The sequence below is a fragment of the Klebsiella sp. S69 genome (genome assembly GCF_016516145.1).
GTDB classification, from domain to species: Bacteria; Pseudomonadota; Gammaproteobacteria; order Enterobacterales; family Enterobacteriaceae; genus Klebsiella; species Klebsiella oxytoca.
Map to the genome: position 1 here is coordinate 115831 of NZ_JACVUU010000008.1, position 22003 is coordinate 137833.

24 protein-coding genes and 1 tRNA gene are annotated in these 22003 nt (G+C 54.0%); 12 read left to right on the plus strand and 13 right to left on the minus strand.

The window, feature by feature from the left end:
* Positions 1 to 36 precede the first annotated feature (36 nt).
* Together IAE27_RS10010 and IAE27_RS10015 are read right to left on the minus strand one after the other, a co-directional pair.
* Positions 37 to 714, minus strand: coding sequence for an isochorismatase family protein (locus tag IAE27_RS10010; protein WP_004101006.1), 678 nt, complete (start codon positions 712 to 714; stop codon positions 37 to 39).
* Positions 715 to 734: 20 nt separating this feature from the next.
* Positions 735 to 1595, minus strand: coding sequence for a pirin family protein (locus IAE27_RS10015; RefSeq protein ID WP_024274020.1), 861 nt, complete (start codon positions 1593 to 1595; stop codon positions 735 to 737).
* 114 nt (positions 1596 to 1709) lie between these two features.
* Here IAE27_RS10015 and IAE27_RS10020 point away from each other — a divergent pair, with 114 nt between their 5' ends.
* Positions 1710 to 2615: a LysR family transcriptional regulator gene (locus IAE27_RS10020; RefSeq protein ID WP_200092383.1), complete on the plus strand. Its 906-nt coding sequence runs from the start codon at positions 1710 to 1712 to the stop codon at positions 2613 to 2615.
* A gap of 161 nt (positions 2616 to 2776) precedes the next feature.
* On the opposite strand, the gene IAE27_RS10025 is transcribed toward IAE27_RS10020, so the two are convergent.
* Positions 2777 to 2864: transfer RNA gene (locus IAE27_RS10025), tRNA-Ser, on the minus strand.
* A gap of 268 nt (positions 2865 to 3132) precedes the next feature.
* Here IAE27_RS10025 and ghrA point away from each other — a divergent pair.
* From ghrA to IAE27_RS10060, 7 genes are all read left to right on the plus strand, one after another.
* The gene (ghrA, locus tag IAE27_RS10030; protein WP_115239698.1) at positions 3133 to 4071 is read left to right on the plus strand and encodes a glyoxylate/hydroxypyruvate reductase GhrA; all 939 of its coding nucleotides are present in this window, start codon (positions 3133 to 3135) and stop codon (positions 4069 to 4071) included.
* A gap of 85 nt (positions 4072 to 4156) precedes the next feature.
* Entirely contained in the window at positions 4157 to 4894 is a 738-nt protein-coding gene (locus tag IAE27_RS10035) for a phosphatase (protein ID WP_070557387.1), read from the plus strand.
* A gap of 22 nt (positions 4895 to 4916) precedes the next feature.
* Positions 4917 to 5471: a molecular chaperone gene (locus tag IAE27_RS10040; RefSeq protein ID WP_004101018.1), complete on the plus strand. Its 555-nt coding sequence runs from the start codon at positions 4917 to 4919 to the stop codon at positions 5469 to 5471.
* Between the two features lie 103 nt (positions 5472 to 5574).
* Positions 5575 to 6057 (plus strand): DUF1097 domain-containing protein, encoded by a 483-nt coding sequence (locus IAE27_RS10045; RefSeq protein ID WP_026055849.1) that lies wholly within the window; start codon positions 5575 to 5577, stop codon positions 6055 to 6057.
* A gap of 316 nt (positions 6058 to 6373) precedes the next feature.
* Positions 6374 to 6679, plus strand: coding sequence for a type 1 fimbrial protein (locus IAE27_RS10050; RefSeq protein WP_004101022.1), 306 nt, complete (start codon positions 6374 to 6376; stop codon positions 6677 to 6679).
* A 91-nt stretch (positions 6680 to 6770) separates the two neighbouring features.
* Complete coding sequence (gene ymdB, locus IAE27_RS10055) at positions 6771 to 7325, plus strand: O-acetyl-ADP-ribose deacetylase (protein WP_004112127.1); 555 nt, start codon at positions 6771 to 6773, stop codon at positions 7323 to 7325.
* Between the two features lie 46 nt (positions 7326 to 7371).
* Positions 7372 to 7962 carry a TetR/AcrR family transcriptional regulator gene (locus IAE27_RS10060; protein WP_016807604.1) on the plus strand — a complete coding sequence of 197 codons (591 nt, stop codon included), beginning with the start codon at positions 7372 to 7374 and terminating at the stop codon, positions 7960 to 7962.
* 35 nt (positions 7963 to 7997) lie between these two features.
* On the opposite strand, the gene mdoC is transcribed toward IAE27_RS10060, so the two are convergent.
* Entirely contained in the window at positions 7998 to 9158 is a 1161-nt protein-coding gene (gene mdoC / locus IAE27_RS10065) for a glucans biosynthesis protein MdoC (protein WP_024274024.1), read from the minus strand.
* A gap of 252 nt (positions 9159 to 9410) precedes the next feature.
* On the opposite strand from mdoC, the gene mdoG reads away from it, so the two are divergent.
* The 3 genes from mdoG to IAE27_RS10080 all read left to right on the plus strand — a co-directional run bounded on the left by mdoG (position 9411) and on the right by IAE27_RS10080 (position 13780).
* Positions 9411 to 10964: a glucans biosynthesis protein MdoG gene (gene mdoG, locus IAE27_RS10070; protein WP_004101027.1), complete on the plus strand. Its 1554-nt coding sequence runs from the start codon at positions 9411 to 9413 to the stop codon at positions 10962 to 10964.
* Positions 10957 to 13485, plus strand: coding sequence for a glucans biosynthesis glucosyltransferase MdoH (mdoH, locus tag IAE27_RS10075; RefSeq protein ID WP_200092386.1), 2529 nt, complete (start codon positions 10957 to 10959; stop codon positions 13483 to 13485). The genes mdoG and mdoH overlap by 8 nt, the downstream gene beginning before the upstream one ends.
* Positions 13486 to 13552: 67 nt before the next feature.
* Complete coding sequence (locus IAE27_RS10080) at positions 13553 to 13780, plus strand: YceK/YidQ family lipoprotein (protein ID WP_004112143.1); 228 nt, start codon at positions 13553 to 13555, stop codon at positions 13778 to 13780.
* Here the strand turns inward: IAE27_RS10080 and IAE27_RS10085 are convergent, their stop codons facing one another.
* The 3 genes from IAE27_RS10085 to IAE27_RS10095 form a co-directional block, all read right to left on the minus strand.
* Complete coding sequence (locus tag IAE27_RS10085; RefSeq protein ID WP_004101030.1) at positions 13781 to 14167, minus strand: MysB family protein; 387 nt, start codon at positions 14165 to 14167, stop codon at positions 13781 to 13783. It abuts the gene before it with no gap.
* A 79-nt stretch (positions 14168 to 14246) separates the two neighbouring features.
* The gene (gene mdtG, locus IAE27_RS10090) at positions 14247 to 15497 is read right to left on the minus strand and encodes a multidrug efflux MFS transporter MdtG (protein ID WP_004101031.1); all 1251 of its coding nucleotides are present in this window, start codon (positions 15495 to 15497) and stop codon (positions 14247 to 14249) included.
* Positions 15498 to 15680: 183 nt separating this feature from the next.
* Positions 15681 to 16601 (minus strand): Kdo(2)-lipid IV(A) acyltransferase, encoded by a 921-nt coding sequence (locus IAE27_RS10095; protein ID WP_004101033.1) that lies wholly within the window; start codon positions 16599 to 16601, stop codon positions 15681 to 15683.
* 209 nt (positions 16602 to 16810) lie between these two features.
* Here IAE27_RS10095 and IAE27_RS10100 point away from each other — a divergent pair, with 209 nt between their 5' ends.
* Positions 16811 to 17875 carry a rhodanese-related sulfurtransferase gene (locus IAE27_RS10100; RefSeq protein ID WP_004101035.1) on the plus strand — a complete coding sequence of 355 codons (1065 nt, stop codon included), beginning with the start codon at positions 16811 to 16813 and terminating at the stop codon, positions 17873 to 17875.
* Here IAE27_RS10100 and IAE27_RS10105 read toward each other — a convergent pair.
* The 6 genes from IAE27_RS10105 to IAE27_RS10130 all read right to left on the minus strand — a co-directional run bounded on the left by IAE27_RS10105 (position 17861) and on the right by IAE27_RS10130 (position 21880).
* The gene (locus IAE27_RS10105; protein WP_004101037.1) at positions 17861 to 17974 is read right to left on the minus strand and encodes a YceO family protein; all 114 of its coding nucleotides are present in this window, start codon (positions 17972 to 17974) and stop codon (positions 17861 to 17863) included. The genes IAE27_RS10100 and IAE27_RS10105 overlap by 15 nt on opposite strands.
* 75 nt (positions 17975 to 18049) lie before the next feature.
* Positions 18050 to 19168, minus strand: a complete 1119-nt coding sequence (gene solA, locus IAE27_RS10110) for an N-methyl-L-tryptophan oxidase (protein ID WP_049128907.1) — start codon at positions 19166 to 19168, stop codon at positions 18050 to 18052.
* A 124-nt stretch (positions 19169 to 19292) separates the two neighbouring features.
* Entirely contained in the window at positions 19293 to 19547 is a 255-nt protein-coding gene (bssS, locus tag IAE27_RS10115; RefSeq protein WP_004101039.1) for a biofilm formation regulator BssS, read from the minus strand.
* A gap of 286 nt (positions 19548 to 19833) precedes the next feature.
* Positions 19834 to 20079 carry a DNA damage-inducible protein I gene (gene dinI, locus IAE27_RS10120; protein ID WP_004101040.1) on the minus strand — a complete coding sequence of 82 codons (246 nt, stop codon included), beginning with the start codon at positions 20077 to 20079 and terminating at the stop codon, positions 19834 to 19836.
* Positions 20080 to 20149: 70 nt separating this feature from the next.
* Positions 20150 to 21196, minus strand: coding sequence for a dihydroorotase (gene pyrC, locus IAE27_RS10125; protein WP_108703962.1), 1047 nt, complete (start codon positions 21194 to 21196; stop codon positions 20150 to 20152).
* 123 nt (positions 21197 to 21319) lie between these two features.
* Complete coding sequence (locus IAE27_RS10130) at positions 21320 to 21880, minus strand: lipoprotein (protein WP_200092389.1); 561 nt, start codon at positions 21878 to 21880, stop codon at positions 21320 to 21322.
* Between the last annotated feature and the right edge of the window lie 123 nt (positions 21881 to 22003).

Sequence of the window (22003 nt, forward strand, 5' to 3'; positions counted from 1 at the left end):
AACACTGCCCCGTCGTAGCGCGGCGGGGCAGGCGTTTTAACGCTGTGAATCAAGCTGTTCGTTATTCTTCACCACGTCCTGCGCTTTGGCATAGCTCTCGATCAGCAGCTGGTATGCCGGGAAGACTTTAGTATAAACCTCGGCCCATTCTGCGGCGTCTGGTCGATTCCATGTGCGCTGCAGTTCGGAAGCGACCGCGGCGGTATCCATCGGCACGACGCCCGCCTGAACGACCCGGGCGAGAGTGATCTCCTGCGCCATCTTGCTATAGGTGCCGGAGGCATCGATGACGGCAAAAACTCTATAGCCGTCGGCGACGGCGGCAATCGCCGGGAACGCCATGCAAACGCTGGTAATCGTCCCGGCAATAATCAATGTTTTACGGCCGGTGGCCTTTACCGCGGCCACAAATTCCGGATTATCCCAGGCATTGATCTCCCCCTTACGCGCAATATAGTGCGCATGGGGCGCATTCTCATGGATCTCAGGGATTAGCGGCCCGTTCGGTCCCTGCGGCACCGATGCCGTGGTGATCACCGGAATACCGGCTAACGAGGCCATTTTTGCCAGCGCGGCGGCGCGCGCCCGTAACTCCGGCATCGGCATATCGCCTACGGTCTGGAAGAGACCGCTCTGGTGGTCGATCAGCAGCATGGCGGTATCATTGACATCAATAACAGGACGAGAACCATTAAAGTTAGCTGGGGTAGACATATTCTTCACCTCATTCAGTATCAGATTTGGCCGAAGCGGCCGCTATTAAAATCACGAACCGCTTCTGCGATTTGCGCTTTAGTATTCATCACAAACGGGCCGTAGCCCACGATCGGCTCCTGCAGCGGCTCGCCGGCCATCAGCAGCACTTTGACGTGACTACTGGCCGCGAGGTGGAGCGTTTCACCTTTTTGGCTGAGCACCACCAGCTGACCTTCGCGGGCGTTACCCTCGCCGTTCACCACGATTTCACCTTCCAGCACCACCAGCGCCGTGCTCCAGCCAGCGGGCTGATGCAGGGTTACCTCATGACTCTGGTTTAGCTGCAGGTCCCATACGTTAAGCGGCGAAAAGGTATGCGCCGGTCCGACAACATCCTGATAGCGCCCGGCAATCACCCGCATGCGGCCAGCGTTATCCGGCAGCTCGGCGTCAGGGATGGCATCCGCCGTGATGCTTTGATAGCCGGGATGCGTCATCTTGTCTTTAGCCGGAAGATTGACCCACAGCTGAATCATTTTCAGCTCGCCGCCGGAGCGGGTAAATTCCGCCGAGTGGAACTCTTCGTGCAGGATCCCGGCGCCTGCGGTCATCCACTGCACATCGCCCGGTCCAATGACGCCGCCTCTGCCTGTTGAGTCTCGATGTTCAACTTCACCGGAGTACACCACGGTGACGGTTTCAAATCCGCGATGCGGATGTTCGCCGACGCCGCGTTTCTCGGACCCTGCCGGGAAGTGATGAGGGCCTGCATAGTCAAGTAGCAGGAAGGGGCTTAGCTGTTCGCCGTGCGTCTGATAAGAGAACATTGAGCGAACCGGGAAACCATCGCCTACCCAATGCTGCGCAGGCGCGGTGTAGATTCCGGTAATCTGTTTCATGGCTTTCTCCAGTGCATCTGTTTCTGATGTGAATAAGCTTATATTCACCACTAATACTCCGGTAGATAGCAAAAACGGCCTATACTGTTCCAAAAATGGAACGATGGAGGAAGAATGCAGGATCTCAACGATTTAGCCTGGTTTGTGCAGGTGGTGGATCACGGAGGATTCGCGGCAGCGGGCAGAGCGCTCGATCAGCCAAAATCCAAACTGAGCCGGCGAATCGCCCAGTTAGAAGAACGCCTCGGCGTACGTTTGATTCAACGTACAACCCGTCAGTTTGCGGTAACGGAGGTGGGGCACACCTTCTATCAGCACTGCAAGGCGATGCTGATAGAGGCGGAAGCGGCAGAGCAGGCGGTAGAGACCCTGCGTTCCGAGCCCCGCGGAAGCGTCAAGCTGACCTGTCCGGTGACGCTATTGCATGCGCACGTCGGGCCTATGCTGGCGCGGTTTATGGTGCGCTATCCGGGAGTTAATCTGCAGCTGGAAGCCACAAACCGACGAGTTGATGTCGTTGGAGAGGGCGTTGACATCGCGATCCGCGTACGCCCAAGGCCGATAGAGGATAGCGATCTGGTAATGCGCGTTCTCGCCGATCGTGGTCACCGCCTGGTCGCCAGTCCACAGTTAGTAGAGCAAAAGGGGCAGCCTGTGTCGCCGTCAGAATTAAGCGATTGGCCGGGATTGAGCCTGGGCGCAGGCAAACATCAGCATAAGTGGCAGTTGACCGGCCCGGAGGGCGCACGGGCGGAAGTCTACTTTACACCCCGGCTGGTCACCACGGATATGTTGGCGCTGCGCGAAGCGGCAATCGCTGGCGTTGGGGTGGTACAGCTCCCTTTATTAATGGTGCGCGATCAGCTGGCGGCCGGCGAGCTGGTGGTTGTCCTCGATGAGTGGCAGCCGCGCAGGGAGGTGATCCATGCGGTGTTTGCCTCACGGCGCGGGTTGCTCCCCTCGGTCAGGGCGCTGGTTGATTTCCTGAGCGAAGCGTATCAGCGGATGGAGGAGGATTAGCATTTGCCTGAATCCACAAGGCGCAGGCTGTCGAACAGAGTCTGAAGCCGCAGAAGGGGGCTGTTCCCGGAGGCGGCGCGATGCGCCTGTCCGGGCTACCGGGCGGTGGCGTGCAATATACAAAAAAAGCCCGTACTTGCGTACGAGCTCTTCTTAAAATATGGCGGTGAGGGGGGGATTCGAACCCCCGATACGTTGCCGTATACACACTTTCCAGGCGTGCTCCTTCAGCCACTCGGACACCTCACCATATTGTCTTTCCCGTTATTGTCGGGAACGGGCGCTAATTTAGGGAAATACGTATCGCCCGTCAATCAACTTTTTAAAAAAATCGCGCGTTTAGCCAAACTTCAAGCAACTTGCTCCTTAAACGCGCGAGAATCGTTTTTTTTGTCACCATTCTCTTTTTCACTCGCTCCCCGAACGAAATTTGCTATGCTGGCAAACCAATAGAAAACAACGAGTAAAACGCGGCGCTAACCTAACCTGCCTGTAGCGTCGGCTATCAGGAGCCTTTATGGATATCATTTTTTACCACCCGACCTTTGACACCCCTTTCTGGATTGCGGAACTGGAAAAACAGCTCCCCGGCGCGCGAGTTCGCGAGTGGAAATCCGGCGATGAACAACCCGCTGACTATGCGCTGGTCTGGCATCCGCCGGTAGAAATGCTGCAAGGCCGCGATTTAAAAGCCGTCTTTGCCCTTGGCGCCGGCGTCGATTCCATCCTGAGCAAACTGCGTGAGCATCCGGAAATGCTGCCGTTGTCGACGCCACTATTCCGTCTGGAAGACACCGGCATGGGATTACAAATGCAAGAGTATGCGGTGAGCCAGGTGCTGCACTGGTTCCGTCGTTTTGATGACTATCAGGCTTTAAAGCAAGAAGCGCACTGGCAGCCTCTGGAGGAGTATCAGCGCGAAGACTTTCCCATCGGGATTATGGGGGCGGGCGTACTTGGCGCAAAGGTCGCCGAAGCTCTGCAGTACTGGGGATTCCCGCTACGCATCTGGAGCCGCAGCCGCAAATCCTGGCCGCAGGTCACCAGCTTTGCCGGGGAAAAGGAGCTGAACGCCTTCCTGAACGGAACACGAGTGCTGATTAATCTGTTGCCCAACACGGCGGAAACCGTGGGAATTATTAACAGCTCGCGCCTGGCGCAGCTGCCGGATAATAGCTATGTGCTGAATCTGGCCCGCGGAGTACATGTGGTTGAAGACGATCTGCTGGACGCGCTGAATAGCGGTAAATTGAAAGGCGCGATGCTGGATGTTTTCAGCCGTGAACCGCTGCCCGAAGCGAGCCCGCTGTGGCGCCATCCGCGCGTGGCAATGACGCCCCACGTGGCGGCCGTAACCCGGCCTCTGGAAGCCATTGCTTTTATCGCCAAAACCATCGGTCAAATGGAACGGGGTGAAACGGTCAGCGGGAAGGTCGATCGCCAGCTGGGATACTAAGCGTCAGCCCCGCCTGCGCGGGGTTTTTGCTGCTCTCAGGCGCAGATTCCTGCTATTCTTGCCACAAACAGAGAAGGAGATTGTGATGTATCCTGTTGACCTGCACATGCATACCGTCGCCAGCACCCACGCTTACAGTACCCTGCACGACTACATTGCGGAAGCCAAGCGCAAGGGGATCAAACTCTTTGCCATTACCGATCACGGGCCAGATATGGCCGATGCGCCGCACCACTGGCATTTTATCAATATGCGTATCTGGCCGCGTCTGGTGGATGGCGTTGGTATTCTGCGCGGTATTGAAGCCAACATTAAAAATACCCAGGGCGAAATAGACTGTACCGGCCCGATGCTCAGTTCGCTGGACCTGATTATTGCTGGCTTTCACGAGCCGGTGTTTCCTCCGCAGGATAAAGCCACGAATACTGAGGCCATGATCGCCACCATCGCGAGCGGTACGGTGCATATCATCAGTCATCCGGGGAACCCGAAATTTCCCGTTGATATTCCGGCTATTGCCGCCGCCGCGGCGAAGCACCATGTGGCGCTGGAAATCAATAACTCATCTTTTGTCTCGTCACGCATTGGCAGTGAAGATAATTGCCGTGCCGTCGCGGCGGCCGTACGGGATGCCGGCGGTTGGGTGGCGTTGGGCTCAGATTCTCACACGGCATTCACGCTCGGTGATTTTACTGAATGCCGTAAAATCCTTGATGCCGTAGATTTTCCGCAAGAGCGGATTCTAAACGTGACGCCCCGGCGTCTGCTTAATTTCCTGGAATCGCGTGGGATGCCAGCGATTGCAGAATTTGCTGAACTTTAATTTGAATAACTGGAATAACTGAATGAATGAGTTTTCAATCCTCTGCCGCGTGCTGGGCTCTCTCTATTACCGTCAGCCGCAGGATCCGCTGCTGGTTCCGCTATTTACCCTTATTCGCGAAGGGAAGCTGGCGGCAAGCTGGCCGCTGGAGCAGGATGAACTGCTGGAGCGCCTGCAAAAGAGCTGCGATATGCAGGCTCTGGCTGCTGACTACAACGCGCTGTTTGTCGGTGAAGAGTGCAGCGTAGCGCCATTTCGTCGCGCATGGGTAGAGGGCGCTACGGAAGCTGAAGTTCGAGCTTTCCTCAGCGCGCATGGTGTTCCCACGGGTGAGGGCGCGGCGGATCACTTAGGCTCCTTACTGCTGGCCGCATCCTGGCTGGAAGATCACGCGGCAGAAGATGAAAGCGAAGTTCTGGAAACGCTGTTTGCTGAGTATATTCTCCCCTGGTGCGGCGCATTCCTTGGCAAGGTTGAAGCGCATGCGACTACGCCGTTCTGGCGCACGATGGCTCCGCTAACTCGTGAAGCGCTTTCAGCCATGTGGGATGAACTCCAGGAAGAAGGTGAACAATAAATTGTGACTTAAATCACAATTAAAATGCAACGAGTGATTTCTTAATTCATTTAGTGTGTTCCATATCTCATTTGGCCGGCGCGTTTCTGCTATGATACGCGCCATGAACATACTCTTCGCAATCGCATTAACGACGGGCTTACTCTCTGCAATTTGGGGATGGGTAGCGGTCGCACTGGGTCTGCTGAGCTGGGCGGGATTTCTCGGCTGTACGGCTTACTTTGCCTGTCCGCAAGGTGGGTTAAAAGGGCTTGTTATTTCCACCTGTACGGTAATGAGCGGCGTAGCGTGGGCGCTGGTGATTATTCACGGTAGCGCGCTGGCGCCTCAGCTGGAAATAGTGAGCTACATCATGACCGGTATCGTGGCGTTTATGATGTGCATTCAGGCGCGCCAGCTATTACTCTCTTTTGTGCCGGGCACCTTTATCGGCGCCTGTGCGACCTTTGCCGCCAGCGGCGACTGGCGTTTGGTTTTACCTTCACTGGCGCTGGGGCTGGTCTTTGGCTACGCCATGAAAAATAGCGGCCTGTGGCTGGCGACGCGGGCGGAAAAGAATAAATCCCTGGCTAACGAAAGTCGTTAACCGCGCTTCGCTCATACTGCTTCTCAACCTTCCCTGTATTCATGTGTTAAAAGAGCCCTACGGGCTCTTTTGCTGTTTTTGGCAGAATATCGTCTATAGCCTTCTCCTTCCTTAGTTTATTTTCCTCTATAAATCAGCACGATAAACTGTACTGATAGTCAGTGAATCGATTTTGTAATCATATTTATATAAATGCTGGTTATTTGTTTTTAAAATGTTAATACAATTGGGCTGAGGTAAAAAAATGTAACTCGATGCGCTCATGGATGGCTGTGCTTTTTTTAATAGCTAGACCAACAAGCAGAGGGGTTTTACAATGAAAACAATTAGATACATATCACTTGCGGCCCTGTTTTTTTTACCCACGAGTTTCAGCCCGGCGATTGCCGAACAGACAGTAGCCGGTGTTATTCATTTCTATGGAAGAGTTGTGGAAGCGCCCTGTCAGCTCAATGCTATCAAGAATCAGGTGGTGATGGATTGTCCGAGGGCGGAAACGGTGCGGATCTCTGCCCGTCAGCTGGAGAAAGGGGATGTTCACAATGAAAATATCCGTTCCGCGCAGTTGAGATATATTAACCCACAACGGACTCTCGCTATTCTGGACGTTGATTATCGCTAACCTCCGGCGCCCCCATGCTTTCGTCCCGGGGGCGATCGTGCCATATTATCCTCGTTTATCTATTTCAAGACGCATGCCGACAGGAGGAGAAATGGCTGTTCAACCTGAGGTAATTCTCGGCGACATTACCACGCTGGCGGTCGACGTTATCGTCAATGCAGCAAACCCTTCGCTGCTGGGCGGAGGAGGCGTAGACGGCGCAATTCACCGCGCAGCAGGCCCGGATCTGCTGGCTGCCTGCAAAGTTGTGCGCCAGCAGCAGGGGGAGTGTCCGCCGGGCCATGCGGTGATAACGACGGCAGGAAACCTGCCCGCCAGCGCGGTCATTCATGCCGTCGGGCCGATCTGGCACGGTGGTGACAGGCAGGAGGCGGAATTACTGGCGGACGCCTATAAAAATAGCCTGCAGCTGGCCTCGGCAAACAATTACCGCTCTATTGCTTTCCCCGCTATCAGCACCGGCGTTTACGGCTACCCTAAACACGCTGCCGCCGAGATAGCCATTAATACGGTGAATGCATTTCTTACTCGCTACCATCCTCTGGAACGCGTTTGTTTCGTCTGCTTTGATGCCGAAACCGCCAGTATCTATAACCGATTACTGGAGGAGAGTCGGGCACAACTCGGTCGCCATAATAAGTTATGATAGCTTTCTCCGATCGCGGGGATCCATCATGACAGGAGATTTATCGGTGGCTGAAGGGAAGGTTCTACAAAAACAACGGCTTCGCCGGACGGAAATTGTGGTCGCGGCGCAAAAATGCTTTGCTGAAAAGGGCCTGCACGGCGCCTCAGTGGCAGATATCGCGCGCCGGGCTGGTCTGAGCGTCGGCCAGCTTTATCGTGTTTTTGCCAGTAAAGAAGAGATTATCGAAGTCATCGTCAGCGAGATAGTGAACGCCAGAGTTGGCGAGATGGTTGCCGGGAATCATGATTTGGCCCGCATGGCGTCGGTTTTAGCCGGCGCGATCCCGGCGAGCGAGAGTACGAAAAATGATAATTATCTGCTAATGGAGATTAACGCCGAAGCCTCCCGAAATCCGCGCCTGCGAGAAATCATGAACCAGGCCGATCGACGCCTGAAGGAAGAGGGGGGAAAACTTACCCGGCACTACCACCCCGAAATGACCGCTGAACAAATTAGCGTCGCCTGCGAATTTATCGCGATATTAACCGAAGGGGCGGCGTATCGCTGCGACCTGGCGACTGCCCCGACGGTGGATAAAGCGGCGATGGAAATGCTTTATCGCGATGTCTTTAACCTGGTGTTCACGCGAAAATAGCGCTGCTGTGCTCGTATAGCGCAGCAGCATAATTTTTAACCGGCAGAAGTCTGCGGCTTCGCCGTTTTTTGCTGGAATTTTCCGGAAAAAAGAAAGCGCAACAGCGGTATTCGCAGGTGGATTTCATACAGGACCAGCGCAATACCCACCACAAATACCAGTCCGGTAATAAATCCCAGCGTATTGGACTTAATTATCGGCGTGATCCACGCCCCGTAGAGCAGAGTCAATGGATGGTGCACTAAATAGATAAATAGCGATGCGTTGACGAAATAGGTTACCCGCGCGGACTGGAAATTTAGCAGACGGTGGCCAAGCGAAAAGACCACGTTGACCATCCATAGCCCCAGCACCATGGTAATGACGGATTCTGTTTCATACATCCAGCCATCGCCGGAACCGTACTGCTGATTCAGACGATAGGCGATAAAACCCAGTAGCGCTGCGGTATAGCACCAGGGGGAGGGCGTAGTGAACATGAGCTTCAGGCGTGAATTGATAAACGTCTGCGCGCCGAGAATAAAGAAAGGCAGATAAAACAGCGTCTGCATAACGACGAAATTGAACAGGCCGTTGCTGAGAATGGGCGGGTAAAGAATAAAAAGGGTGCGGCGAATGACCGCATACAGCACGCCCAGGGCAAGAAAAATCATCGATAGCTGACCTAATGTGACGGTGTCACCGAAGGTTGGCGCAGCGGCAGAACGCTGGCGCGTCAGCCATTTAAACATCACCACGCCCAACGAGGTCAGGACCACCAGGACGAGCAGAAACCACAGGTGGGAAATCAGCTCCCAGGCAAGGGTATTGAATTTGTCATAGCCTGAAAGCGTGTGCCAGTTTTCCGCTTTTCCGTTAACGTACTGCAGCATAATAAACTGCGGCAACGTCAGAAGAGGGATGGCAGTTAACATGGGAATGCCTACCCGCTCAACGCGAACTTTCCACCATTTCTTCAGCGGATAGCGTAGAAAAAGCATGTAGGAAAAATAGCCGGAAATAACAAAGAAGACCTGCATGCGAAAGGCATGGATGAAGTCGTTGAACAACGTCAACCACCACGACGGCTCTGCGCTATTGACGTGCCAGCTGTGGCTGGAGTAAATAAGCGAGATGTGAAAAGGGATCCCCAACAGCATCAGCCAGGCGCGGATGCTATCGAAAAAATATTCACGCTGTACCGGAGTATTATTCATACAATGTCACTACATTCTCAGACAAATCGTCTTATCACTCAACGTGATAACGTTTAAATTCTCTGCAACCCTACATGAACTCTGGTTATCTGTCTCCAGGATAAGCACGCAAAGTGCAATCGGGGCAGTGAACTGCGTATTCCCTGTGCCGCCAGGCCGAACAATGCAGGGATTATGTTGTCGGAATGCCTGAGTTTCCATTAAAATAGATCGGATCGATTTAAGCACACAAAGGGGGAAGTGCTTACTTATATGAAACATAAACCACAGATGATGAAAATGCGTTGGTTAAGCGCAGCCGTAATGTTGTCCCTGTGTACTTCATCTGCATGGGCATTCAGCATTGATGACGTCGCAAAAGAGGCACAAACGTTAGCCGGCAAAGGCTTTGAAGCGCCTAAAAGTAACCTGCCCTCTGCCTTCCGCGATATGAAGTATGCGGACTATCAGCAAATTCAGTTTAATCACGACAAAGCTTATTGGAATAATCTGAAAAGCCCATTCAAGCTCGAGTTTTATCACCAGGGGATGTATTTCGATACGCCGGTCACCATTAATGAAGTGACGGCAACCAGCGTACGTAAAATTAAATATAGCCCGGACTATTTTAATTTTGGCAACGTCCAGCACGACAAAGACACGGTTAAAGACCTCGGCTTTGCGGGCTTCAAAGTCCTGTATCCGATCAACAGCAAAGACAAGAATGATGAAATCGTCAGCATGCTCGGAGCCAGCTATTTCCGCGTGCTTGGCCAGGGTCAGGTATACGGTCTTTCCGCTCGTGGGCTGGCGATTGATACCGCGCTGCCTTCCGGCGAAGAGTTCCCGCGTTTTCGTGAGTTCTGGATTGAGCGTCCAAAAGCGACCGATAAACGCCTGACGATTTACGCCCTGCTTGATTCCCCGCGCGCAACCGGCGCCTACCGTTTCGTGATTATGCCCGGCCGCGACACCGTGGTGGACGTGCAGTCTAAGGTCTATCTGCGCGACAAAGTCGGCAAGCTCGGCGTGGCGCCGTTGACCAGTATGTTCCTGTTTGGGCCACATCAGCCGTCGCCGACCACGAACTATCGTCCGGCGCTGCACGACTCCAACGGCCTGTCCATCCTGGCCGGCAACGGCGAGTGGATCTGGCGTCCGCTGAATAATCCAAAACATCTTGCCGTCAGCAGCTATGCGATGGAAAACCCGCAGGGCTTTGGCCTGCTGCAGCGTGGCCGCCAGTTCTCGCGTTTTGAAGATCTTGATGACCGCTACGATCTGCGCCCCAGCGCATGGATTACGCCGAAAGGTGATTGGGGTAAGGGCAAAATCGAACTGGTCGAAATCCCGACCAATGATGAAACCAACGATAACATCGTCACCTACTGGACGCCCGATCAGCTGCCCGAACCCGGCAAAGAGATGAATTTCAAATACACCATCACTTTTAGCCGCGATGAAGACAAGCTGCACGCGCCGGATAACGCTTACGTTATGCAGACCCGCCGTTCTACCGGCGACGTCAAGCAATCGAACCTGATTCGCCAGCCTGATGGCACCATTGCCTTTATTGTCGATTTCACCGGCGCCGAGATGAAAAAGCTGCCCGCAGATACGCCAGTGACTGCCCAGGCCAGCATCGGCGATAACGCTGAAATCGTTGAAAACACCGTGCGTTATAACCCAGTGACTAAAGGCTGGCGTATGATCCTGCGCGTCAAAGTGAAAGATCCTAAGAAAACCACGGATATGCGCGCTGCGCTGGTCAATACCGACCAGACGCTGAGCGAAACCTGGAGCTATCAGCTGCCTGCCAATGAATAAGATAATGAAGTACATCGATGCATTGCCGCTGTCGGATGCAGAAAAGCGCGCGTTACCTGACGCGAGTCTGCAGGCCGTACATCAAGCACTGGACGCTGAACATCACGTTTATAAACGGGAAGATGACTCCCCGCTGGGGTCGGTGAAAGCCCGACTGGAGCATAGCTGGCCAGATTCACTGGCCGGTAATCAGCTGGTTAAGGATGATGAAGGGCGCACGCAGCTGAACGCCATGCCGAAAGCAAAACGTTCCTCTATGTTCCCGGACCCATGGCGTACTAACCCGGTCGGGCGCTTCTGGGATCGTCTGCGCGGACGCGATGTGACTCCGCGCTATCTCTCTCGCCTCAGTCAGGAGGAACAGGCGAGCGAGCAGAAATGGCGTACCGTCGGCTCTATTCGTCGCTATATTCTTCTGCTGCTCACCCTGGCGCAGACCGTCGTGGCGACCTGGTACATGAAAACCATTTTGCCTTACCAGGGCTGGGCGCTGATTAACCCGGCGGACATGGTGGGACAGAACCTGTGGATCTCCTTTATGCAGCTGCTGCCGTATGTGCTGCAGTCCGGGATCCTGATTCTTTTCGCCGTGCTTTTTTGTTGGGTTTCTGCGGGTTTCTGGACTGCGCTGATGGGCTTCCTGCAGCTACTTATCGGCCGCGATAAGTACAGTATCTCCGCGTCAACGGTCGGGAATGAGCCGTTGAATCCGGAGCATCGCACCGCGCTTATCATGCCTATCTGTAACGAAGACGTTGACCGCGTATTCGCGGGCCTGCGCGCGACCTGGGAGTCGGTAAAAGCCAGCGGTAATGCCGAGCACTTTGATGTCTATATCCTGAGCGATAGCTACAACCCGGACATCTGCGTGGCGGAGCAAAAAGCGTGGATGGAGCTGATTGCCGAAGTGCAGGGCGAAGGGCAGATCTTCTACCGCCGCCGCCGCCGCCGCGTGAAGCGTAAAAGCGGTAACATTGATGACTTCTGCCGTCGGTGGGGGAGCCAGTACAGCTATATGGTGGTGCTGGATGCCGACTCCGTAATGAGCGGTGAATGTCTGAGCGGCCTGGTGCGCCTCATGGAAGCGAACCCGAATGCCGGGATCATTCAGTCTTCACCCCGCGCGTCGGGTATGGATACGCTCTATGCGCGCTGCCAGCAGTTTGCTACCCGCGTCTACGGCCCGCTGTTTACCGCCGGTTTGCACTTCTGGCAGTTGGGGGAATCCCACTACTGGGGTCACAACGCGATTATCCGGGTGAAACCGTTTATTGAGCACTGCGCGCTGGCGCCGCTGCCGGGCGAGGGCAACTTCGCCGGGTCAATTCTGTCGCACGACTTCGTGGAAGCGGCGCTGATGCGTCGCGCCGGGTGGGGCGTATGGATTGCTTACGATCTTCCCGGCTCTTATGAAGAGCTGCCGCCAAACCTGCTGGACGAGCTGAAGCGCGATCGCCGCTGGTGTCAGGGTAACCTGATGAACTTCCGCCTGTTCCTGGTTAAAGGGATGCATCCGGTTCACCGTGCAGTGTTCCTGACCGGCGTGATGTCATACCTGTCGGCACCGCTGTGGTTTATGTTCCTTGCGCTCTCTACCGCTCTGCAGGTAGTGCATGCCTTGACCGAACCGCAGTACTTCCTGCAGCCGCGGCAGCTGTTCCCGGTCTGGCCGCAGTGGCGCCCGGAGCTGGCTATAGCCCTGTTTGCTTCGACCATGGTGCTGCTGTTCCTGCCGAAGCTGCTGAGCATTATTCTGGTTTGGTGTAAAGGGCCTAAAGAGTACGGTGGCTTTATCCGCGTCACGCTCTCTCTGCTGCTGGAGGTGCTGTTTTCGGTGCTGCTGGCGCCGGTGCGTATGCTGTTCCACACCGTCTTTGTGGTCAGCGCGTTTCTCGGCTGGGAAGTGGTGTGGAACTCGCCGCAGCGTGACGATGACTCTACCCCATGGGGTGAAGCGTTTATGCGTCACGGTTCGCAGATGCTGTTGGGTCTGGTCTGGGCGGTGGGCATGGCATGGCTGGATCTGCGTTTCCTGTTCTGGCTGGCGCCGATCGTGGTCTCGCTGATTCTGTCGCCGTTCGTGTCGGCTATTTCCAGCCGCGCCACCATTGGCCTGCGCACTAAGCGCTGGAAGCTGTTCCTGATCCCGGAAGAGTACTCTCCGCCGCAGGTGCTAAAAGATACTGACGCTTACCTGACGCTGAACCGCCAGCGTTCTCTGGACGATGGCTTTATGCATGCGGTATTCAACCCGTCGTTTAACGCGCTGGCAACAGCGATGGCTACCGCGCGCCACCGTCACGGGCATATTCTGGATATCGCTCGCGAACGTCACGTTGAACAGGCGCTGAACGAGACGCCGGATAAACTTAACCGCGATCGTCGTCTGGTCTTGCTGAGCGACCCGGTGACCATGTCGCGTATGCATTATCGCGTGTGGGCCGCTCCGGAGAAATACTCTTCGTGGGTGGCAGCTTATCAGCAGCTGACGCTGAATCCGCTGGCGTTAAAAACCAAGTAAGCCGTACCTTAAGGAAAATACCGGCAATAGTGCCGGTATTTTTTTGACCTGAGAATAGAGGTTGTTGATGAGAGTTTTGCTGGTTATCGCAATGACGCTGCTGCTGAGCGGCTGCGGGAGCATTATCAGTCGCACGGTGCCAGGGCAGGGCCATGGAAATCAGTACTATCCCGGCGTGCAATGGGATGTCCGTGATTCCTCATGGCGCTACATCACGATCCTCGATCTGCCCTTTTCGCTGGTGTTCGATACGCTTCTGCTGCCGCTTGATGCCAGCCATGGCCCCTACAACTAATTAGCGTTCATCCCATTCATCGGCCGCAGCCTGGCCCTCTTCGGTATCGAGCGAGGGTTCAAGCTGAAATTCACCTTCATCCCATTCATGCAGCGTGTTCTCTTCCAGCCACTCCTGACGCAGCTCAATCTCATCATAATCACCGTCAAAGACGCTTTGCGCAGCCTGGCCGCTAAGTACTGGCAGGCATTCTCCCTGCTGATCTTCGTCGGCAAAAAATTCTGCCTGCCAGGCAATATCACCGTCCTGAAGCACGTACTTCTGGATATTTAACTGCTCAATGCTGGCGCTTTCTTCGTCGCTGTCCGGATTATTAGCCAGAAACTCCTCGCGGGCTGCATCGATTGCTTCTTCGAGCGTGGCATAGAACATCGAATCCTTTGGCATGGCTAACCTCCTAAGAAGAATAGAAATGAATACGATTCAATCTATAGAAGGCGGTTGCCAATGCGTCAAGGAGGGAGCATTAATTTACCGAATGATTGCCGGAACCCGGATTGTCCGTAGCCCGCTGACGACGAACGCGGCCAAGGGTCAGAGTTGAGTAAACCGCGTTAAACAGCACCACAAATGCGGTCACCAGAAAGACCGCCCGAAAACCGTAGTTGGCGGAAACCGACGCGCCGATCAGCGGTCCAGTGACGTTACCGATATCGCGAAACGACTGGTTATAGCTGAATATTCTGCCCGAGATTTGGCTGGTCGAGTTATACACCAGCAGCGTCTGTACCGCCGGCAGCAGCGCGCCGTCAGCGGCGCCTAGCAGGAAGCGCAGGATCCCCAATTGCAGCGGCGTCTGGACGAACGACATAGGAATCAGGAGCAGGACTGAAATCACCAGCGCGACGATCAGGATCTTCTCCGGACCAATACGATCGCCGAGCTTCCCGAGGCGAGGAGCGCTAAGCAGGGCGGCAATGCCGGGGACTGAAGCTATCATACCGCTGATAAACGCAATATTACTTACGTTGCCGGCAAGATCGCGCACGTAAAGCGTCAGAATCGGAGCGATGGAACCGGTAGCGACCTGGATAATCAGTGATGTTACAAACAGGCTCAGCACCAGCTTTGGACTTTTAAGCGACGAAAAGACGTCTTTCGCGCTGAGCATCTCTTTTTTGCTGACCGCGACAAAATTCTCGCGGATGAGAAACAGGGTAAATAAGAAACAAATAAACAGTACGCTTGCTGTCATAAAGAAGACGGTGCGTAACCCCCAGTGGTCGGCCAGGAAGCCGCCAGCCAGCGGCCCCAGCAGCGCGCCGCTAACCGCCCCCGTAGAGAGGGTTCCCAGCGCCCAGCCGCTCTTATGGCGGGGGATTTGCGTTGCGATCAGCGCATTGGCGTTGGGAATAAATCCGCCGAGCAGGCCTAACAGCGCGCGCAGGATCAGAAATTGCCAGATATTCTGCGCCAGCCCCATGAGCAGCATGACGATAGCCATACCGAGGGCTGAGCGCAGCAGCATTATTTTGCGCCCTTTGCGGTCCGCGAGTCCGCCCCAGAAGGGAGAAGCTACGGCTGAAAATAAAAAGGTAATGCTGAAAACCAGCCCTGACCACATATTCAGGGCACTGTGGCCGGTGACGCCGAGCTGTTCAACGTACAAAGGGAGAAATGGCATCACCAGGCTAAAGGCCGCCCCGGTTAAAAAGCAGCCGAGCCAGGTGACGGTGAGATTACGTTTCCAGTTAATAGGGGTATCAGCAGACGACATAGGATTCCACTGGCCTGCAGCGCAGGTCAAATAATTGAAAATATGAGCATGCTAATTATGCGCCTGAGAAATGACTGCCGCAATGCAGGAGAGCTTTTAAAGCTAAAGGAGGGGACTAAACAAGGCAACATATCCCGCATCCGTGTTCAGATGCGGGATAACCAGGCGGAAAATGGAAAAGATTTAATAACGAGAAGGAACGCCTTCCGGACGCGTTTTAAAGCGGCGGTGCATCCACATATACTGCTCCGGCGCCATCAATATGCATTTCTCAACAACTTTATTCATCCACAGAGCGGTCGTCTCCGCATCGTCCAGCGGCGGATCGCACTCTGGCGGCAGGATGATCAGCTCATAACCTTTACCGTCGGGTTTACGGCGCGGAACGAAGGGGACGATGCAGGCTTTTGACATCTTTGCCAGCATCCAGGTGCCGGAGGTCGTCGCGGCCTGGTCAACGGCGAAAAACGGCACAAACACGCTGGCGGCGGGGCCATAGTCGTGGTCCGGCGCGTACCAGATCACTTCTCCCTTTTTCAATGCGCGGATCATACCCTTGAGATCTTTACGATCGATCATGTCTTTGTTGGAGCGCAGCCGTCCCCAGGTCTGTAGCCAGTCGATAACCGGGTTATCATTAGGGCGATAAACCCCGATACCCGGCTCATTGATGCCGAACATGCGGGCGCCCATTTCCAGGGTCAGAAAATGAATGCCAATAAGCAAAATGCCGCGCTTTTGCGCCTGTACATCGCGGATATGCTCTACGCCGATGGAGTCCGTCCAGCGCGCAATACGCTTCGTCGGCCAGAACCAGGCCATACCGGTTTCCATCAGCCCCATACCGACGGATTCAAAGTTTGCCACGACCATCCGGTGACGCTCTTGCTCGCTTTTATCAGGAAAACAGAGCTCCAGATTGCGATGGGCTATTTTGGCCCGGCGCTTCATTAGCCGCATGGCGATACGCCCAAGACCAGTACCGAGGCGATAAATCAGCGGATAAGGCAGCTGAACTACCAACCACAGCAGGCCGATTCCTAACCAAAGCAACCAGTAACGCGGGTGCAGCAACGCTGCGGAAAATTTAGGTAAATGGGTCATCTCATACCTGTTTAATTAAGCAACGTGTTCTATTATCGCATTTTTTTATGCCTCAGCCAAAATACCGGCCTCAGATGGCATTTAATGTTAATGCAAGCAAATATGGGTGAGAAAAATGTAGCGCAAAATGTAGGGATGTAAATTAAGCGTGTTTGCTATATGATGCCCGCCGTTTATTTTACTCATTGACTATGCCGAGCAGGTACACCATGCCAGTGTTACATAACCGCATTTCAAATGAGACGTTAAAAGCGCAAATGTTGGCTGAAACCGAGCCGCGCACGACGATCTCGTTTTATAAATATTTCTCTATTATTGACCCAAAAGCCACGCGCGATGCGCTGTGGATTGCGCTGACTAAGCTTAATGTCTTTGGCCGAATTTACCTGGCTCATGAAGGGATTAACGCGCAAATCAGCGTCCCGCAAAGCCGGGTCGATGCGCTGCGCGAATTCTTATACGGTTTTGACCCCGCCCTCAATGGGCTCCGCCTGAATATCGCTCTGGACGATGACGGTAAATCATTTTGGGTTCTGCGCCTCAAGGTTCGCGATCGGATCGTGGCGGATGGAATTGACGATCCGACATTTGATGCCACGGACGTGGGGGATTATCTGAAAGCCGCAGAGGTTAACGCGATGCTGGACGATCCCAATGCGGTCTTTATTGATATGCGCAATCACTACGAGTATGAGGTTGGCCATTTCGAGAACGCACTGGAGATCCCGGCGGATACTTTTCGCGACCAGCTACCAAAAGCCGTGGAGATGATGCAGGAACATAAAGATAAGAATATCGTGATGTACTGCACCGGCGGTATCCGTTGTGAAAAAGCCAGCGCCTGGATGAAGCACAACGGATTTACTAAAGTCTCGCATATTGAGGGCGGGATTATCGAGTATGCGAGACGCGCCCGCGAGCAGGGGCTGCCGGTACGCTTTGTCGGTAAAAACTTTGTCTTCGATGAGCGGATGGGGGAGCGTATCTCAGATGACGTTATCGCCCATTGCCATCAGTGCGGCGCTCCGTGCGATAGCCACACCAATTGCCTGAATGATGGTTGCCATCTGCTGTTTATCCAGTGTCCTTCCTGCGCGGAGAAATTCGCCGGCTGCTGTAGCGAAGCCTGCATGGAAGAACATAAGCTGCCGGAAGAGGAGCAGAGAAAACTGCGTGCCGGACGGGAAAATGGCAATAAGATCTTTAATAAATCCCGCGGTCGTCTGAATACTAAGCTGGGGATCCCCGATCCTGAGCCGTCAGAAAAACCATAACCAGATAAGATCGATAAACGCCAGCAGCAGCCACAGCGCCAGGTAGATCATAAAATGTTCGCGGACGTTGTTAACCAGTAATTCAAACAGGCGACGCATCATCTCTCTCAGTTATTAACGGCCTCAAACGAGGCCGTTTCTTTTAGCGTAGTTGTGACGTTGGGCAGCGGGCAGTTATTTATTAAACCGCGCCAGTGAAAACGCAGATAGATCAAATCCAAAGGGTTCTTCAAGCGCGAACCGTGTGGCGAGTTCGCCTAAAACCGGAGCAAATTTAAAGCCGTGACCGCTCAGGCCGGTGATCAGCAGCGTATCCGGCTGGCCGGGTAGCATATCAATAATAAAGTCTTCGTCAGCAGTATTGTCATAGGTGCAGGATGCGCCGTGCAGGCAGCCGCCGATACCGGGCAACACGTTACGCAAGAAGCTAAAAGATTCTGAACCGTCGGTTGCAACAGAGCCAAACGGCTTGCGCTCCTCCGGAGTGGAAATAAGCTGCCCGCCGTTATGCTTACCGATTTTTAATTCGTTATCTTCTGCCGGGAAACCGTAAAACTGATCGCCATTGGCTAACTCGCCGGTAAACGCCGGGAAGTTATTTTTGCTGCTGTAGCGACCATCGGCCTGAAACCAGGCGAAAATTTTACGTACCGGTTGGACAGGGAGTTCTGGCAACAGACGCGTAACCCAGGTACCGGCGCTGACAAGGAGTTTTTTGCCGCTGTACTCGCCGTCCAGCGTCTCAACGGTTACGCCGTTCGGTTGGTGGTGAATAGCAGAAACCGGGCAGTTGAACAATTGCGCGGCTCCCGCTTCGCGTGCCAGACGGATCCAGGTTTCAACGGCCAGTTCGCTGCGCAGTATCCCGGATGCGGGTTCAAATATCGCCCGGTAATCGTCAGGAATACGAATTTCCGGCCAGCGAGTCATCACTGTCTGCGCATCCATTTCTTCAATATTGAGCTGGAACTCGCGCGCGCTGCTGGCCACGTTGCGCAGAAAGTCGGAGTCGGCAGGCCCGAGGTTAATCACCCCTGTACGCTCAAAAACGGCTTCCCCACTGGCGGCGGCAAACTCATCCCATAGCTTCTGCGCGCGTAGTACCAGAGGGACGTATCTTTCGCCTTCGCCGTAAGCATGACGTATCAGACGGGTGCTGCCGTGATGGCTACCTTCCTGATGCGGAGGCTGATGGGCATCAATCATCAGTACGTTAAGCCCTGCCTGGCGAGCATAATAGCCTGCGGCAGCGCCGACGGAGCCGCTACCGATAATGATAAGATCGTATTGCATGGTGAGTTCCAGGTTATTGCTTTATTAGCAGGGTAATTAACAACCTGTTGATATACAAGCCCGAAAATAGTTCAGGCACCCGAAGGTGCCTGTGAGGTGAATATTAAGACATTTTTGCTAAATCTTAATGCCTTCGATACTCATTTTCCTGGTATTCGCCTGATTCAATCTTCGCAATACCTGCTTCCAGAATAGAAATAAACTGACGTGCGACGTCCGTCGTTAGCCATAGCGTCTGGCCAATCTCTGCGTCTCTACTGCTTTCTTGAGCGGGGTTTTGGTAGTGCAGGCGCAACATCAGCGCATCGTAACTATCTACGGTGCTGATGTCCCATCCAACGAGGGGATGGGTCTGGATGACTTCATTATTCTTTTCCATCATAACCCCTTATTCATATGTTAAAAGACAACAGTTCTCGAGGTTTAATGCGTGTTTTTTGAAGCAAGTTAATTATATCAGCAGTCAAGAATAAACTCGAGAAATTAAATGAAAAAGAGATACATATGCTGCTGATTGCTGTTTTTTTACGCAAACACAATTCAGTTATACGTTATTTTTGAAGGTGCTAAGCAAAAGCAATAGGGGGAAGTCTGAGTATCAAAAAAATAAAAAAGCCGGGGCGACCCGGCAAAAAGTTGCACAATGAGGGAGCAAATTTAATTGACTAGTCGCGGACAAACCAGTCGTCAGCGCTTTCCCAGGTTTCTTGCAGGATTTCGCTAATCCGGTCTTTGTCTTCTTTCAGGCCGCCGATAACCGACAGATTGTTATTAGCCGCGTAGCGAACCGTCACCTGGCTTGACGTCGAGGGGAACTGCTGTTCGATACGGCGGGAGAGTTCATTGTTCAGCGCATCTAAAGCGCCGTTGGGTAAGGCTGTCGATTTGGCGATAGAGACTTCAATACGCATAATTGCCCCCTGTGTAATGTACTGTTTATTTATACAGTATGGTTGTCGCATTTACAACAGGGGGAAGTATTTATTTCTTCATGCTCCAGCGCACGGTTTCTCCTGCCAGGAACGGCACCAGCGCGTCGCCAGGCAGAGCGATACTCTCTACCACCAGGCTCTCTTCGCGCACCAGCTCAACGTAGCCTTCATTGACCGGCAGACCGTAGAAGCGGGGGCCGTTAAGCGAACAAAAGGCTTCAAAGTGCTGCAGGGCGTTCATCTCCTCGAACACCGTGGCGTAGCTGCCCAGGGCGGTCGGGGCGTTAAAACAGCCTGCACATCCGCAGCTGGCTTCCTTACGATGGCGGGCATGCGGAGCGGAATCAGTACCGAGGAAGGCGCGGTCAAAACCGCTGGCCACCAGTTCGCGCAGCGCCTGCTGGTGAATATTGCGTTTAAGGATCGGCAGGCAATATAGATGGGGACGCACGCCGCCAACCAGCATATGATTGCGGTTAAACATCAGGTGCTGCGGGGTGATGGTCGCCGCCAGCAGCTCATTGCCGTCGCGTACGTATTCAGCGGCATCTTTGGTGGTGATGTGTTCGAACACCACTTTCAGACCCGGCAGGCGCCGACGCAGCGGCTCCATGACGGTTTCAATGAACCGCGCTTCTCTGTCAAAAATATCGATGTCCGCGTGAGTGACCTCACCGTGCACCAGCAGGGGCATTCCCAGCTTTTCCATGCGCTCCAGTACCGGCATGATTGCATCAGTGCTGGTGACGCCGTGGCTGGAGTTGGTGGTCGCATTGGCCGGATAAAGTTTGGCAGCGGTGAAAACGCCCTCGTTGAATCCGCGTTCCAGCTCAGCAGGGTCGAGCGTATCCGTCAGATAGCAGGTCATCAGCGGCGTAAAATCGTGGTCCGCCGGGATTGCCGCCATGATGCGCTGGCGATAGGCAAGGGCGGCTTCGACGGTGGTGACAGGGGGTACCAGATTCGGCATCACGATCGCCCGGCCATAAAACTCACTGGTGTAAGGCACGACGGTTTTTAACATATCGTCATCGCGCAGATGGATATGCCAGTCGTCAGGGCGGCGGATTTTCAATACCTGGGATTGTGCTGTCATGGAAGGCTCCGGCTAAATAGGGTCAGTCATCAGGGCTGTTTTTGCCGGGCACTAAGGATAAGCGTAAACGTTTTCCTTTGCATCAACTTCTGTAAAAAAACGGGCGCTTCTGCGCCCGAGCCGTTAGTTAGTGAACGGGATAATAATCTCACCCGGCTTAACCTCAATCCCTTTAGCATACTTTTTCGCCAACGCTTCGCCCGCGCTGGCGTCTTCGCGCAGGACGTAGGCAGGCTGCTGATTGAAGTAGCTACGCAGCGACTGATTCAGGTAAGGAATGAGCGTCTGTACCACGGACTGCAGTTTTTCAGGTTGAACCTTTGCGTCCACCACCTCCATCTCCTGCAGGAAAATGGCGCCTTTCTCTTTGTTGAAGGTCGGCAGCGCTTTTAGCTTCAGGTCAATGGTCGCTTTCTGGTTCCCGAATAGTGAATTCAGATCTAAATTAGCAACGCCGCTTAGCGTCACTTTATTGGGTTCTTCACGACCAATCGCGCTGGTCAGGTTTTGCAGTTCAATATGAGCATCCGCAACGCCGGGCAGGCCAATATCCTTGGCGAAGTGGTTACGTTTCTGCAGCGCCTGGTTCATCTCCTGCTCACTCACGGAATATTGCGTAAGCTGATTACAGCCGCTCAGCAGGCCGCTGACGATAAGCGCGGCCGTGATAAACATCTTTTTCATTGGATTCCTTAATGTCATGCCATGGGTTCATCCTGACACAAAGCAGCATGACCCGCCAGCGCAGGAGGTGCTAGCGGAAAAGACTTAAAAAGCGGGCGGTGAGGCAGCGAAGGGCAATACCTT